Origin of the sequence: Acinetobacter sp. UNC436CL71CviS28, assembly GCF_000620525.1 — a bacterium.
Classification (GTDB): domain Bacteria; phylum Pseudomonadota; class Gammaproteobacteria; order Pseudomonadales; family Moraxellaceae; genus Acinetobacter; species Acinetobacter radioresistens.
This window is the reverse complement of sequence record NZ_JIBB01000018.1, coordinates 54,240-66,712: the sequence shown is the minus strand read 5'-3', so window position 1 is coordinate 66,712 and position 12,473 is coordinate 54,240. Positions and strand designations below refer to the sequence as shown.

At 45.1% G+C, this 12,473-nt stretch carries 10 protein-coding genes and 2 pseudogenes; all 12 read left to right on the top strand.

Translation table 11 applies throughout. From position 1 onward, the window contains the following. Positions 1 to 516 (top strand): annotated as a pseudogene (locus N518_RS0108535) (catechol 1,2-dioxygenase); the annotation flags it as partial. A gap of 79 nt (positions 517 to 595) precedes the next feature. Beyond that, complete coding sequence (gene benA / locus N518_RS0108530; protein ID WP_017400588.1) at positions 596 to 1,978, top strand: benzoate 1,2-dioxygenase large subunit; 1,383 nt, start codon at positions 596 to 598, stop codon at positions 1,976 to 1,978. Beyond that, positions 1,975 to 2,484, top strand: coding sequence for a benzoate 1,2-dioxygenase small subunit (benB, locus tag N518_RS0108525; protein ID WP_005026176.1), 510 nt, complete (start codon positions 1,975 to 1,977; stop codon positions 2,482 to 2,484). Before benA ends, benB begins: the two co-directional genes overlap by 4 nt. Positions 2,485 to 2,557: 73 nt before the next feature. Then, entirely contained in the window at positions 2,558 to 3,574 is a 1,017-nt protein-coding gene (gene benC, locus N518_RS0108520; RefSeq protein WP_017400589.1) for a benzoate 1,2-dioxygenase electron transfer component BenC, read from the top strand. A 17-nt stretch (positions 3,575 to 3,591) separates the two neighbouring features. Beyond that, on the top strand, positions 3,592 to 4,374 hold the full coding sequence (locus N518_RS0108515; RefSeq protein ID WP_005026180.1) for a 1,6-dihydroxycyclohexa-2,4-diene-1-carboxylate dehydrogenase: 783 nt from the start codon (positions 3,592 to 3,594) through the stop codon (positions 4,372 to 4,374). Positions 4,375 to 4,439: 65 nt separating this feature from the next. Beyond that, positions 4,440 to 5,660, top strand: coding sequence for a benzoate/H(+) symporter BenE (gene benE / locus N518_RS0108510; protein ID WP_005026182.1), 1,221 nt, complete (start codon positions 4,440 to 4,442; stop codon positions 5,658 to 5,660). Positions 5,661 to 5,690: 30 nt separating this feature from the next. Continuing rightward, entirely contained in the window at positions 5,691 to 6,377 is a 687-nt protein-coding gene (locus tag N518_RS0108505) for a 3-oxoacid CoA-transferase subunit A (protein WP_005020035.1), read from the top strand. An 18-nt stretch (positions 6,378 to 6,395) separates the two neighbouring features. Beyond that, a complete protein-coding gene (locus N518_RS0108500) occupies positions 6,396 to 7,049 on the top strand; it encodes a 3-oxoacid CoA-transferase subunit B (protein WP_005026184.1) in 654 nt (217 codons plus the stop codon). Between the two features lie 45 nt (positions 7,050 to 7,094). Next, the gene (gene pcaF, locus N518_RS0108495; RefSeq protein ID WP_005026186.1) at positions 7,095 to 8,300 is read left to right on the top strand and encodes a 3-oxoadipyl-CoA thiolase; all 1,206 of its coding nucleotides are present in this window, start codon (positions 7,095 to 7,097) and stop codon (positions 8,298 to 8,300) included. Between the two features lie 20 nt (positions 8,301 to 8,320). After that, on the top strand, positions 8,321 to 9,097 hold the full coding sequence (pcaD, locus tag N518_RS0108490; protein WP_005026189.1) for a 3-oxoadipate enol-lactonase: 777 nt from the start codon (positions 8,321 to 8,323) through the stop codon (positions 9,095 to 9,097). Positions 9,098 to 9,425: 328 nt separating this feature from the next. After that, positions 9,426 to 10,784 (top strand): aromatic acid/H+ symport family MFS transporter, encoded by a 1,359-nt coding sequence (locus N518_RS0108485; protein ID WP_005026191.1) that lies wholly within the window; start codon positions 9,426 to 9,428, stop codon positions 10,782 to 10,784. Positions 10,785 to 11,057: 273 nt separating this feature from the next. Continuing rightward, positions 11,058 to 12,215 (top strand): annotated as a pseudogene (locus N518_RS0108480) (OprD family outer membrane porin); the annotation flags it as partial. Positions 12,216 to 12,473 lie beyond the last annotated feature (258 nt).

Sequence of the window (12,473 nt, the reverse complement as noted above, 5' to 3'; positions counted from 1 at the left end):
ACAGTTACTGATACAGAGGGCAATATTATTGAAGGAGCCAAGGTAGAAGTCTGGCATGCCAACAGCCTGGGGAACTATTCATTCTTTGACAAGTCCCAGTCCGACTTTAACCTGCGCCGTACCATCCTTACAGATGTGAATGGTAAATATGTTGCCCTGACCACCATGCCGGTAGGTTATGGCTGCCCGCCAGAAGGCACCACCCAGGCGCTTTTAAACAAGCTCGGCCGTCATGGTAACCGCCCTTCTCATGTGCATTATTTTGTATCGGCACCGGGTTACCGCAAGCTCACCACACAGTTCAATATCGAAGGTGACGAGTATCTGTGGGATGACTTTGCCTTTGCTACCCGTGACGGACTGGTTGCCACAGCAACAGATGTGACTGATGAAGCTGAAATATCCCGTCGTGAACTGGACAAGCCATTCAAGCACATCACTTTTAATGTTGAGCTCGTGAAAGAAGCAGACGCTGCTCCTTCTAGCGAAGTTGAACGACGCCGCGCAAGCGCTTAAGCGTTATAGAGATACCGGGTTCAGCTATTTTTAGCTAAACCTGGTGACTTCCACAAATTTGGAAAGTCGGAGAACGGACATGCCACGTATTCCTGTAATCAATACCAGCCACCTTGACCGTATTGATGAATTACTTGTAGACAATTTTGAAACTGGTGAATTTAAACTTCACCGCTCAGTCTTTACAGATCAGGCGCTGTTTGATCTAGAGATGAAATATATCTTTGAAGGCAACTGGGTATACTTGGCACATGAGAGCCAGATTCCGAACAATAACGACTATTACACTACCCATATTGGCCGTCAGCCGATCATCATTGCACGTAACCGTACCGGTGAACTGAATGCTATGATCAATGCCTGCTCGCATCGCGGTGCACAGCTTTGCCGTTACAAGCGCGGCAACAAGGCCACTTATACCTGTCCATTCCACGGCTGGACATTTAATAACTCTGGTAAGCTGCTTAAAGTAAAAGATCCGGCAGATGCAGGTTATTCTGACTGTTTCAATAAAGACGGTTCACATGACCTAAAGAAAGTGGCACGTTTTGAAAACTATAAGGGTTTCCTGTTTGGCAGTTTAAATGCTGACGTACCCCCTCTTGAAGAATTTCTGGGTGAAGCTACCAAAATTATTGACATGATTGTTGGCCAGTCTGATGAAGGACTGGAAATTCTGCGTGGTGCATCGACTTACACCTATGAAGGGAACTGGAAGCTTACTGCAGAAAACGGAGCCGATGGCTACCACGTTTCTGCCGTGCACTGGAACTATGCCGCGACAACCCAACAACGCAAGGAAAAACAGGCTGGTGATAATGTTCGGGCCATGAGTGCAGGCGCATGGGGCAAGCAAGGTGGGGGTTCTTATGGTTTTGAAAATGGCCATATGTTGCTCTGGACCCAATGGGCCAATCCGGAAGACCGTCCCAATTATAGCAAGGCTGAAGAATACACCGAGCGTTATGGCGCCGCGATGTCCAAATGGATGATTGAACGCTCACGAAATTTATGTCTGTATCCAAATGTCTACCTGATGGATCAGTTTGGTTCACAAATCCGGGTATTACGTCCCCTGGCAGTAAATAAAACTGAAGTAACCATTTACTGTATCGCCCCTAAAGGTGAATCACCTGAAGCCCGTACACGCCGCATTCGCCAGTATGAAGATTTCTTCAATGCTTCTGGCATGGCAACTCCGGATGACCTTGAAGAATTCCGTGCCTGCCAAGCAGGATATGCCGGTATTGAACTGGAATGGAACGATATGTGCCGTGGATCTAAGCACTGGGTACAAGGACCAGATGATGCAGCTAATGAAATTGGTTTAAAACCGAAACTTTCCGGTATTAAAGCTGAAGATGAAGGGCTGTATCTAGCCCAGCATCAGCACTGGTTACATGAGATGAAAAAAGCGATTGCAGCAGAAAAGGCACTGGCTGATCAAGGAGAGAACGCATGAATGCAACAGCGAACCTCGAAACCGTAACACTGGAACAGGTCAGCCAGTTTCTTTTTAAAGAAGCCCGTTTTCTGGATGATGAACAGTGGGATGAATGGCTGGCCTGCTATGCGCCGGAAGCTTCTTTCTGGATGCCTGCCTGGGATGATGATGACAAACTCACTGAAAACCCGCAGTCTGAAATCTCCCTGATTTACTACCCTGACCGTCAAGGACTTGAAGACCGGATTTTCCGGATTAAAACAGAACGTTCAAGTGCCACCATGCCTGACACCCGTACCAGTCATAATATTTCAAATATTGAAATAGTTGAATGTGAAGGCGGCAAGGTCATGGTACGTTTTAATTGGAATACTTTGAGTTACCGTTATAAAACCAGCTACAGCTATTTTGGTATGTCACGTTATGTGATTGATTTTTCAGGTAATGAAGCAAAAATCCTGAGCAAATATGTAGTGCTTAAGAACGACTATATCAATCAAGTCATTGATATCTACCATATCTAACATGTATCAAATCTCAGCCAAACGGAATGTTGGCTGAGCGCTCCAGTTTTAATATTTTTGCAGGATTCAAGCCATGTCAAACCACAATGTAGCACTTCAATTTGAAGATGGCGTTACCCGATTCATCAGTGTTGCTCAGGGTGAAACTCTGTCAGATGCAGCTTATCGCCAAAAAATCAATATTCCTCTGGATTGCCGTGATGGCGCCTGTGGTACATGTCGTGCGTTCTGTGAATCTGGTAGCTATGACATGCCAGAAGAAAACTATATTGAAGATGCACTTACACCGGAAGAAGCTGAAGAAGGTTATATTCTGGCCTGTCAGTGCCGCCCTACTTCAGATGCCGTATTCCAGATCCAGGCATCTTCAGATGTATGTAAAACTGAAATCCATAAATTTCAGGGTACTCTATCACGGGTTGAAAACCTGTCTGACTCGACAATTACATTTGATATTGAACTTGATGAAGGCCAGCCGGATATTCATTTTCTGGCTGGGCAGTATGTTAATGTTGAGATTCCGGGAACTACGGAAACCCGTTCCTATTCTTTTAGCTCAAAACCGGGCAATCGCCTGACTGGTTTTGTCGTGCGTAATGTACCCAATGGCAAAATGAGTGAGTTTCTAAGCAAAACTGTAAAACCGGGCGACAAGATGAGTTTTACCGGTCCATTTGGCAGTTTTTACCTGCGTCATATTAACCGCCCGGTCCTCATGTTGGCAGGTGGTACAGGTATAGCACCGTTCATGTCAATGCTACAGGTACTGCAAGAAAAGGGCTGTGAACAGCCTGTACGTCTAGTTTTTGGTGTAACCAACGACTTTGATCTGGTGGCTCTTGAAAAACTTGATGAGCTTCAGGAAAAATTTCCGTGGTTTGAATACTGCACAGTTGTAGCTAATCCGGAAAGCCTGCATGAACGTAAGGGATATGTGTCCAATCATATTGATCATGACTGGTTAAATAGCGGTGATGTAGATATTTATCTTTGCGGACCGGTGCCAATGGTCGAGGCAGTACGCGGCTGGCTGGACGCTGAAGGTGTTAAACCTGCAAACTTCCTGTTTGAAAAATTCTCTGCAAATTAATCTCTGTGGAGAAGCTTATGAATATGCAAAGATTTAATAATAAAGTAGTCATTGTTACTGGGGCAGCTCAAGGCATTGGTCGTGGAGTAGCTTTGCGTGTAGCGGCAGAAGGTGCTCAGGTAGTGATGGCAGACCGCTCTGACTATGTAGAAGAAGTATCAGCCGAAATTAAAGCGGCGGGTGGTAACGCTGTCACCATTCAGGCAGATCTGGAAACTTTTGCCGGTGCTCAGGCAGTCGTGAGTAAAGCAGTGGAAACTTATGGTCGTGTTGATGTACTGATCAATAATGTGGGTGGTGCCATCTGGATGAAACCTTTTCAGGAATTTTCTGAAGAGGAAATCATCAAGGAAGTAAACCGTTCACTTTTCCCGACTTTATGGTGCTGTCGTGCAGTTTTACCAGAAATGATTAAAAATCAGTCCGGTGTTATTGTTAATGTCTCTTCTATCGCTACCCGTGGTATTAATCGTATTCCCTACTCCGCTTCTAAAGGTGGTGTAAATGCCATAACAGCATCTTTAGCATTTGAACATGCCAAAGATGGAATCCGGGTCAATGCTGTAGCGACAGGCGGAACTGAGGCACCTCCACGGAAAGTGCCCCGGAATGACAGCCCACTTTCAGACGCTGAAAAACACTGGATGCAGGAAGTGGTTGACCAGACGATTGACCGGTCTTTAATGCACCGCTATGGAACTATTCAGGAACAAGTAAATGCCATTGTTTTTCTGGCTTCTGACGAGTCATCGTATATTACCGGCAGTGTCATACCGGTAGGTGGAGGTGATCAGGGTTAGACCTGATCTTATATAAAAAGATTCAACAGGATCATTGAATTTAATTGCATGGAGGCGAATGCGCAATGGCAACCCTGTTCAGGACATTAAAAGCAGACTGGTCAATTTCAGCAACTGTCGCAGGATTTCTGGCAGTGCTGATTTCTTATTCAGGTCCTTTAATTATTTTTTTCCAGGCGGCACAACAGGCTAATGTTTCTAGTGCCATGATGATTTCATGGATCTGGGGAATTTCAATCGGTGCAGCAGTTGCAGGAATTTACCTGTCCATACGTTATAAAACTCCGGTAATTACTGCCTGGTCTGCTCCGGGAACTGCCCTGCTGGTCACGTTATTCCCTCATATTTCCCTAAATGAGGCAGTAGGCGCCTATATCACTTCTGCATTAGTAATTTTTGCCATCGGTGCCACCGGCTATTTTGATAAATTATTGAAATGGATTCCTCAGGATGTAGCAGCTGGCATGATGGCGGGGATTTTATTCCAGTTCGGTCTGGGACTGTTTAAAGCTACAGATAGCATGCCCATCATTGTATTTGGCATGCTAGGGGTTTATCTGGTCGCAAAACGTTTAAGTCCACGCTATGCAATGATCTGGGTTTTAGTGTCTGGCATCGGTTTAAGTCTGATTCTTGGAAAAATGAATCCGGTTGAAATGAATTTTTCCCTTGCCATTCCACAATTCATCATGCCTGAGTGGTCATGGAATTCCACATTAAACCTGACTATTCCACTGATTCTGGTCAGCCTGTCCGGACAGTTTTTACCGGGTATGGCAATTATGAAACTGAGCGGCTATGACACGCCGGCCAAACCGATTATCAGTGTTACCAGTATTGCCTCTCTTGCTGTGGCCTGTGTAGGGGGTATCACTATTGTACTGGCTTCAATCACGGCAGCATTATGTATGGGTAAAGATGCCCATGAACTTAAAGACAAGCGTTATATTGCTGGGATCGCCAACGGTATTTTCTACATTTTGGGCGGTCTGTTCGCTGGCAGTATTGTCATGCTTTTTAGTTTGTTACCCAAGGAACTGGTAGCTGCATTAGCAGGACTTGCATTATTAGGAGCGATTGCCACCAATATTAGTATGGCAATGAAAAATGATGCTCAGCGGGATGCAGCGCTGATTACATTTTTAGCCACTGCCTCTGGCATGCATTTTCTGGGCCTCAGCTCGGTTTTCTGGGGTATCTGTATTGGTGTAATTGCACATCTGGTACTGAGTAAACATGAGCCAATTACGGCTGCTGTAGCTTCTACCCAAAGCTCGAAAAGCTGAAACAGGTTATCTATTTGACTAGGACATATTATGATTGATAAAAGCAGGACTTCCTTAGCCGAAGTGCTTTCACAGATTAAAGACAGCTCTACCATCATGATTGGCGGCTTCGGTACAGCCGGCCAGCCAGCTGAACTCATCGATGGCCTGATCGAGCTTGGCGTGCAGGATCTGGTCATTGTAAATAACAACGCCGGTAACGGTGATTATGGTCTGGCCAAACTGCTCAAGTCAGGCGCTGTACGTAAAATCATCTGCTCCTTCCCGCGCCAGTCCGACTCCTGGGTTTTCGATGAACTCTACCGTGCCGGCAAGATCGAACTGGAGCTGGTTCCGCAGGGTAATCTGGCCTGCCGCATCCAGGCGGCCGGTATGGGCCTTGGCCCCATTTATACACCTACCGGCTTCGGCACCCTGCTGGCCGAAGGCAAGCCTACCCTGCACCACGAAGGCAAGGACTATGTGCTGGAAAACCCGATCAGGGCTGACTTCGCCCTGATCAAGGCTCATCAGGGTGACCGCTGGGGCAACCTGGTCTACCGTAAATCTGCACGCAATTTCGGTCCGATTATGGCCATGGCAGCCGAGGTCACCATTGCCCAGGTCTCCGAGGTGGTAGAGCTGGGTGCACTGGATCCGGAACATATCGTGACCCCGGGAATCTTTGTCCAGCATGTCGTGGCGGTCACGCCATCGAGCCCGAATACCCACGCATAAGCCGCCAAGGAGAATATGATGAGCTATACCAAACTGACCCGTGACCAGATTGCAGCCCGGGTTGCCCAAGATATTCCGGATGGTGCCTATGTCAACCTGGGTATTGGCCTGCCGACCAGAATTGCCAGTTACCTGCCAGAAGACAAGGATGTATTCCTGCACTCGGAAAACGGCCTACTGGCCTTTGGTCCGCCACCGGCAACGGGTGAAGAAGACCCGGAACTGATCAATGCTGGCAAGGAATACGTCACCATGCTGCAAGGTGGTGCCTTTTTTCATCACGGTGACTCGTTTGCCATGATGCGTGGTGGTCATCTGGATATTTGTGTACTCGGCGCTTTTCAGGTGGCTGAAAATGGTGATCTGGCCAACTGGCATACCGGAGCGGCAGATGCCATCCCGGCAGTTGGTGGGGCAATGGACCTGGCTGTAGGTGCCAAGAAAGTATTTGTAACCACGGACCATGTCACCAAAAAAGGTGAACCAAAAATTGTGGCCGAACTCAGCTACCCAGCAACCGGCCTGAAATGTGTTGACCGTATCTATACCGACCTGTGCGTGATTGATGTCAGCGCGGAAGGTCTGAAGGTCATCGAGAAAGTCGACGGGCTGTCTTTTGACGAGCTGCAGTCACTGACCGGTGCCCGCCTGCTTGATGCCACCTCAAATTGATAGATTCACTGTCCCCATGCAGCAGAGAATAGAAGGTCAGAACCCATGAAGAATGCTTATATTGTTGATGCCATCCGTACTCCCTTTGGCCGTTATGGCGGCGGTCTGGCAGCCGTCCGTGCTGATGACCTCGGTGCCGTGCCGATTCAGGCCTTGATGCAGCGTAACCCGGGCGTGGACTGGAACCAGCTCGATGATGTGATCTATGGTTGTGCCAATCAGGCGGGTGAAGACAACCGTAATGTCGGCCGCATGTCAGCCCTGCTGGCAGGTCTGCCATATCAGGTACCAGCCACGACGGTTAACCGGCTGTGTGGCTCGTCCATGGATGCCATCGCCATGGCAGCGCGTGCCATCAAGGCCGGAGAAGCCCATCTAGTCATTGCCGGTGGGGTAGAAAGCATGACCCGTGCGCCCTTTGTCATGGGCAAGGCTGAATCGGCTTTTAGCCGCAGCCAGAAGATTGAAGACACCACCATGGGCTGGCGGTTTATCAATCCCAAGTTGAAAGAAATGTATGGTGTTGAAACCATGCCACAAACTGCCGAGAATGTCGCTGAGCAGTTTGGCATTAACCGGGCAGACCAGGATCGCTTTGCCCTGACCAGCCAGCAGCGCACGGCTGCCGCCCAGCAGCGAGGTTTCTTCGCACACGAGCTGACCCCGGTAACGATACCGCAGCGTAAGGGGGAAGCAGTAGTGGTTGATAGCGATGAACATCCACGTGCCTCAACCACGCTTGAGGGCCTGACCCGGCTTAAACCTGTAGTCAAGGCAGAAGGCACGGTCACTGCGGGCAATGCTTCAGGAATTAATGATGGTGCAGCCGCAGTACTGGTGGCTTCAGATGAGGCTGTTGCCCGGTACCAGCTCAAGCCGCGTGCCAGAATTGTTGCGGCGACCACGGTAGGCGTTGAACCCCGGATTATGGGCTTTGCCCCGGCTCCGGCCATCCGGAGACTGCTGGACCAGACGGGCATAAGTCTTGAGCAGATGGATGTGATCGAGCTGAATGAAGCATTTGCGGCACAGGCACTGGCCTGCACCCGGGATTTAGGATTGCCGGATGACAGTATCAAGGTGAATCCGAATGGGGGTGCAATTGCGCTAGGTCATCCACTGGGTGCTTCGGGAGCGCGGCTGGTGACCACTGCACTCAATCAGCTGGAACAGAGTAATAGCCGTTATGCGCTGTGTTCGATGTGTATCGGAGTCGGTCAGGGTATCGCCATGATTATTGAACGGGTTTGAACAATTTCAAGGAAATTATAATGCCAACATTTACTTTAAATGATATTGCCCTGCACTATCAGACTTTTGGCGATACAGACAAGCCGGCACTGATTTTTTCCAACTCGCTTGGAACTAATTTGAGTATGTGGCAGCAGCAACTAGATTACTTCCAAGCTCACTTTTTTGTCATATGCTATGACACACGCGGCCACGGCAGCTCCTCTGCACCTCCAGGTCCTTATACGCTTGAACAATTAGGTCTGGATGTTATTCACCTGCTTGACCACCTTAAAATACAGACCGCCAGCTTTTGTGGAATTTCTATGGGCGGCCTGACAGGACAATGGCTTGCGATCCATTATCCTGAACGCTTTAATCACGTTGTAGTCTGCAATACAGCAGCAAAAATTGGACAGGAACAGGCTTGGCTGGAACGCGCCAGTTTGGTCCGTGAACAGGGCTTAAAGCCTATTGCTGCAACTGCTGCTTCACGCTGGTTTACCGAACCCTTTATCCAGAGCCAAACAGCAATTGTAAAGCATTTGAGTAACGACCTAGCAGCTGGCAGCTCCGAAGGTTATGCAAGCTGTTGTGAGGCTCTGGCTAAAGCGGATTTACGTGATCAGCTTAAAGAGATTAAAGTGCCAGTATTAATTATTGCAGGTACAGCAGATCCGGTCACTACCGTAGAAGACGCTGAATTTATGCTTGAGCGTATTCCAAATGCTCAACTTGCCAAAATAAATGCTTCTCATATTTCAAATATTGAACAGCCTGAAATATTTAAACAGATAATCTCAGATTTTATAAGATAATTTAAAATCTCATTTTCTTTTTAAATTTCAAAACCGGATAAATTAATTTATCCGGTTTTTTATTAAAATTTTTATTAAGTTAAAATAATTTTATACATTTTTATTTTACTCTATCTATAAAATATTTTTTATATAACTATAAAAATAATATATAAATTTCTATTTTCATTAATATGATAAATATTTTTCAAGATCAAATAATTAAATAATAAATTTTAGTCATACCTTTATTACATAAATATATACTGATTAAGTTTTTGACTTAATACAAGCTCCCGCCTAATTTATCAGCATAATTACTCAGTACTTCACAGATTGGAGGTGAAGAATGAATAAAAGTCAGATCAATATTCATGATCTTATAGACTATGCGAAATTTACGCCTTTTCATTGGAAGGTATTAATTTTATGCCTGATCATTATTATTTTTGATGGTTATGACTTGGTTATTTATGGGGTCGCACTACCGCTATTAATGCAGCAATGGTCATTATCGGCAGTGCAAGCAGGCTTACTGGCCAGTGCAGCATTATTTGGAATGATGTTTGGCGCCATGATTTTTGGCACGCTATCTGACAAACTGGGCCGCAAGAAAACTATTTTAATCTGTGTTTCACTGTTTAGTGGTTTTACTTTTATAGGCGCTTTTGCCAGTGGTCCTGTCGAATTTGCAATATTACGCTTTATTGCCGGGCTAGGTATCGGAGGGGTTATGCCAAATGTTGTAGCCCTTATGACAGAATATGCACCAAAGAAAATTCGCAGTACTTTAGTCGCAATCATGTTTAGTGGCTATGCCATTGGCGGTATGGTATCTGCCTTACTTGGTGCCTGGTTAGTCAAAGATCATGGTTGGCAGATTATGTTTTACATAGCGGGTATTCCTTTACTGTTTTTACCTTTACTCTGGAAACTTCTGCCTGAATCTCTTGCATTCCTGATCAAGTCCCAAGACGAGCAACAAGCTAAAAATATTGTTCAGAAATTATCTCCTCAGCTAGCTGTAGGGTCTGAGACTGAACTTTATTTAAATGAAAACATTGATCATCAGGGTGCACCTGTTCGTGCCTTATTTCAGCGTGGACGTACTTTCAGTACATTCATGTTCTGGATAGCCTTTTTCATGTGTCTATTGATGGTCTACGCTTTAGGAAGCTGGCTACCAAAACTGATGTTGCAAGCAGGCTATTCACTAGGTGCCAGCATGCTGTTTCTGTTTGCCTTAAATATTGGGGGAATGGTAGGAGCAATTGGTGGTGGAGTACTGGCAGACAGATTCCATCTGAAACCTGTCATTACTACCATGTTTATATTAGGTGCTCTTGCCCTGATCTTACTAGGTTTCAACAGCCCGCAATTTGTGCTGTATAGCTTGATCGCGATTGCTGGCGCAGCAACCATCGGATCGCAAATTCTACTTTATACTTTTGTCGCACAGTTTTATCCAACAGCTGTACGTTCAACCGGTTTGGGATGGGCATCCGGTATAGGCAGGATTGGTGCAATTGTTGGACCTGTATTAACAGGTGCCTTACTTACACTGGTGTTACCACATCAGATGAACTTTTTAGCGATTGCTATTCCCGGTATTATTGCTGCCCTAGCAATTTTTCTGGTCAATTTAAAAGTATCTGTAACTGCTAGCCCTGCTCCACCTTTAAATACAACGACCTCATTAAATACTTAACTTATCTATGTGCCCAGGATGGGCACATTATTTCAAGAAATGGAACTAAACTCTATGAATGAATTAAAAACTAAACATCTTGCAGTTTCTTCAGGGGTTATGCTGGCAGCATTTACGGCATCTCTACCGCTTTGGGCAGCTGAATCTCCGCTAGGTAATCAGGATACAGCAGTTCATCAGAGTACACCGCTTCCAGAGAATATTGCAGGAAGTCCCGTACAGCAAAACAAAGCTTCTACTGCTGCTCCAAGTTTACCTGTACTTTTTCCAGTTGAAGATGAATGGAAATTTACCTTAAAAAATGCATATATTGATCGTAACTTTGAACGTTCCGATTTAAAAGATACCGGCAGCTGGTCACAGTCTGCTTCTTTATTCTATAAATCCAGAATGATTGACACCCCACTTGAGATTGCAGGACTGCCAGTCAAAATTGGTGCAGATGCCTCAGTACAGTACGCGGTACGTTTAAGTTCAGACAAACACGTTGCCGATACTGTTCTACCTTTTGATCCGGTAACTCAAACGCAAGCACGCGACTTTTTAAAATATGGCGCTACCTTAAAACTGGGTTATGACAGAACATTGCTCAGTTTGGGTGAGTTATGGCTGGATTTACCGGTTACTGCCGTAGATGCCAGCCGACAACTATTGACGTCCTATTGGGGAGCTAATCTTAAATCACAACTGACCGACCAGTTAAATCTGGAAATTGGCCATATTACCAAGGTTTCGCCACGCAATGAAGAAGACTTTCGCAAGTTTTCTTTTACTTCAAACGGCATAACCGAATTTTCTGATGGCTTAAACTATATTGACCTGCGTTATCAGATCATGCCAAATCTTAAAGCAGAATATTATTTTGGTAATCTGGAAAATCTATATAACAAGCATTACCTTGGTCTAGATCATACCTGGAAACAGCCAGAGTTTTCAGTTAACTCACGCTTTAAATATTTTAATGCTCAAGATACCGGAAATAATTTTGACATAGATGCACAAAATGTAGGTCTACTGGAAACTCTCAAGATTAAAAACCATAGCTTTGGTATCGGTTACCAGCAAATTATTGGTGAGTCTGCTTACCCGCTTCCAGACGGTTTCTTGCCAGAAACTTATTTTATTAACTGGAATACCACCGGTTTCTTCAAGCAAGATGAAAAGTCATATCACTTTATCTACGGTTATGACTTTAAAGACCATGTACCGGGCCTGAATACGACACTGAAGTATGTATATGGCAATGACTTTAAAACTGCAGATGGCCGAGAAAACAAGGAAAGTGAATCAAATATTATTGTAAATTATGCATTCCAGCAGCCTGCGCTGAAGGGTGTAGCTCTGCAATATATTCTGATTAATTACGACGTCAAATACGGTAATGACTTTACCGAGAACCGGTTCTTTGTAAATTACACCAAGAAATTTTAAGCTTGCTTAAATATACTTCAAAGCCAGAAGCCCTGAAATTTCATATTTTAGGGCTTGTTTTTTTACCTGTAATTAAAAGTCTTTTTATATTTATAATAAAAATGCCGAATTAATGCCCATATATTTACTAAAATTTCTCATATGGCTACTTTTTAATATTTAATCTCTATAATTGCCAATGCTAACTACTGTGTATATCTTCTTCCTATATAGAAGAAGAGAAAATACGATCATTTATATATTTTAAATAATGATTAT

Bases quoted from the DNA above. Each gene is read 5' to 3' on its own strand.
- N518_RS0108515 (WP_005026180.1), top strand. From the start codon at position 3,592: ATGAATATGCAAAGATTTAATAATAAAGTAGTCATTGTTACTGGGGCA.
- N518_RS0108505 (WP_005020035.1), top strand. From the start codon at position 5,691: ATGATTGATAAAAGCAGGACTTCCTTAGCCGAAGTGCTTTCACAGATT.
- N518_RS0108500 (WP_005026184.1), top strand. From the start codon at position 6,396: ATGAGCTATACCAAACTGACCCGTGACCAGATTGCAGCCCGGGTTGCC.
- pcaD (WP_005026189.1), top strand. From the start codon at position 8,321: ATGCCAACATTTACTTTAAATGATATTGCCCTGCACTATCAGACTTTT.
- benB (WP_005026176.1), top strand. From the start codon at position 1,975: ATGAATGCAACAGCGAACCTCGAAACCGTAACACTGGAACAGGTCAGC.
- benC (WP_017400589.1), top strand. From the start codon at position 2,558: ATGTCAAACCACAATGTAGCACTTCAATTTGAAGATGGCGTTACCCGA.
- pcaF (WP_005026186.1), top strand. From the start codon at position 7,095: ATGAAGAATGCTTATATTGTTGATGCCATCCGTACTCCCTTTGGCCGT.
- benE (WP_005026182.1), top strand. From the start codon at position 4,440: ATGGCAACCCTGTTCAGGACATTAAAAGCAGACTGGTCAATTTCAGCA.
- benA (WP_017400588.1), top strand. From the start codon at position 596: ATGCCACGTATTCCTGTAATCAATACCAGCCACCTTGACCGTATTGAT.
- N518_RS0108485 (WP_005026191.1), top strand. From the start codon at position 9,426: ATGAATAAAAGTCAGATCAATATTCATGATCTTATAGACTATGCGAAA.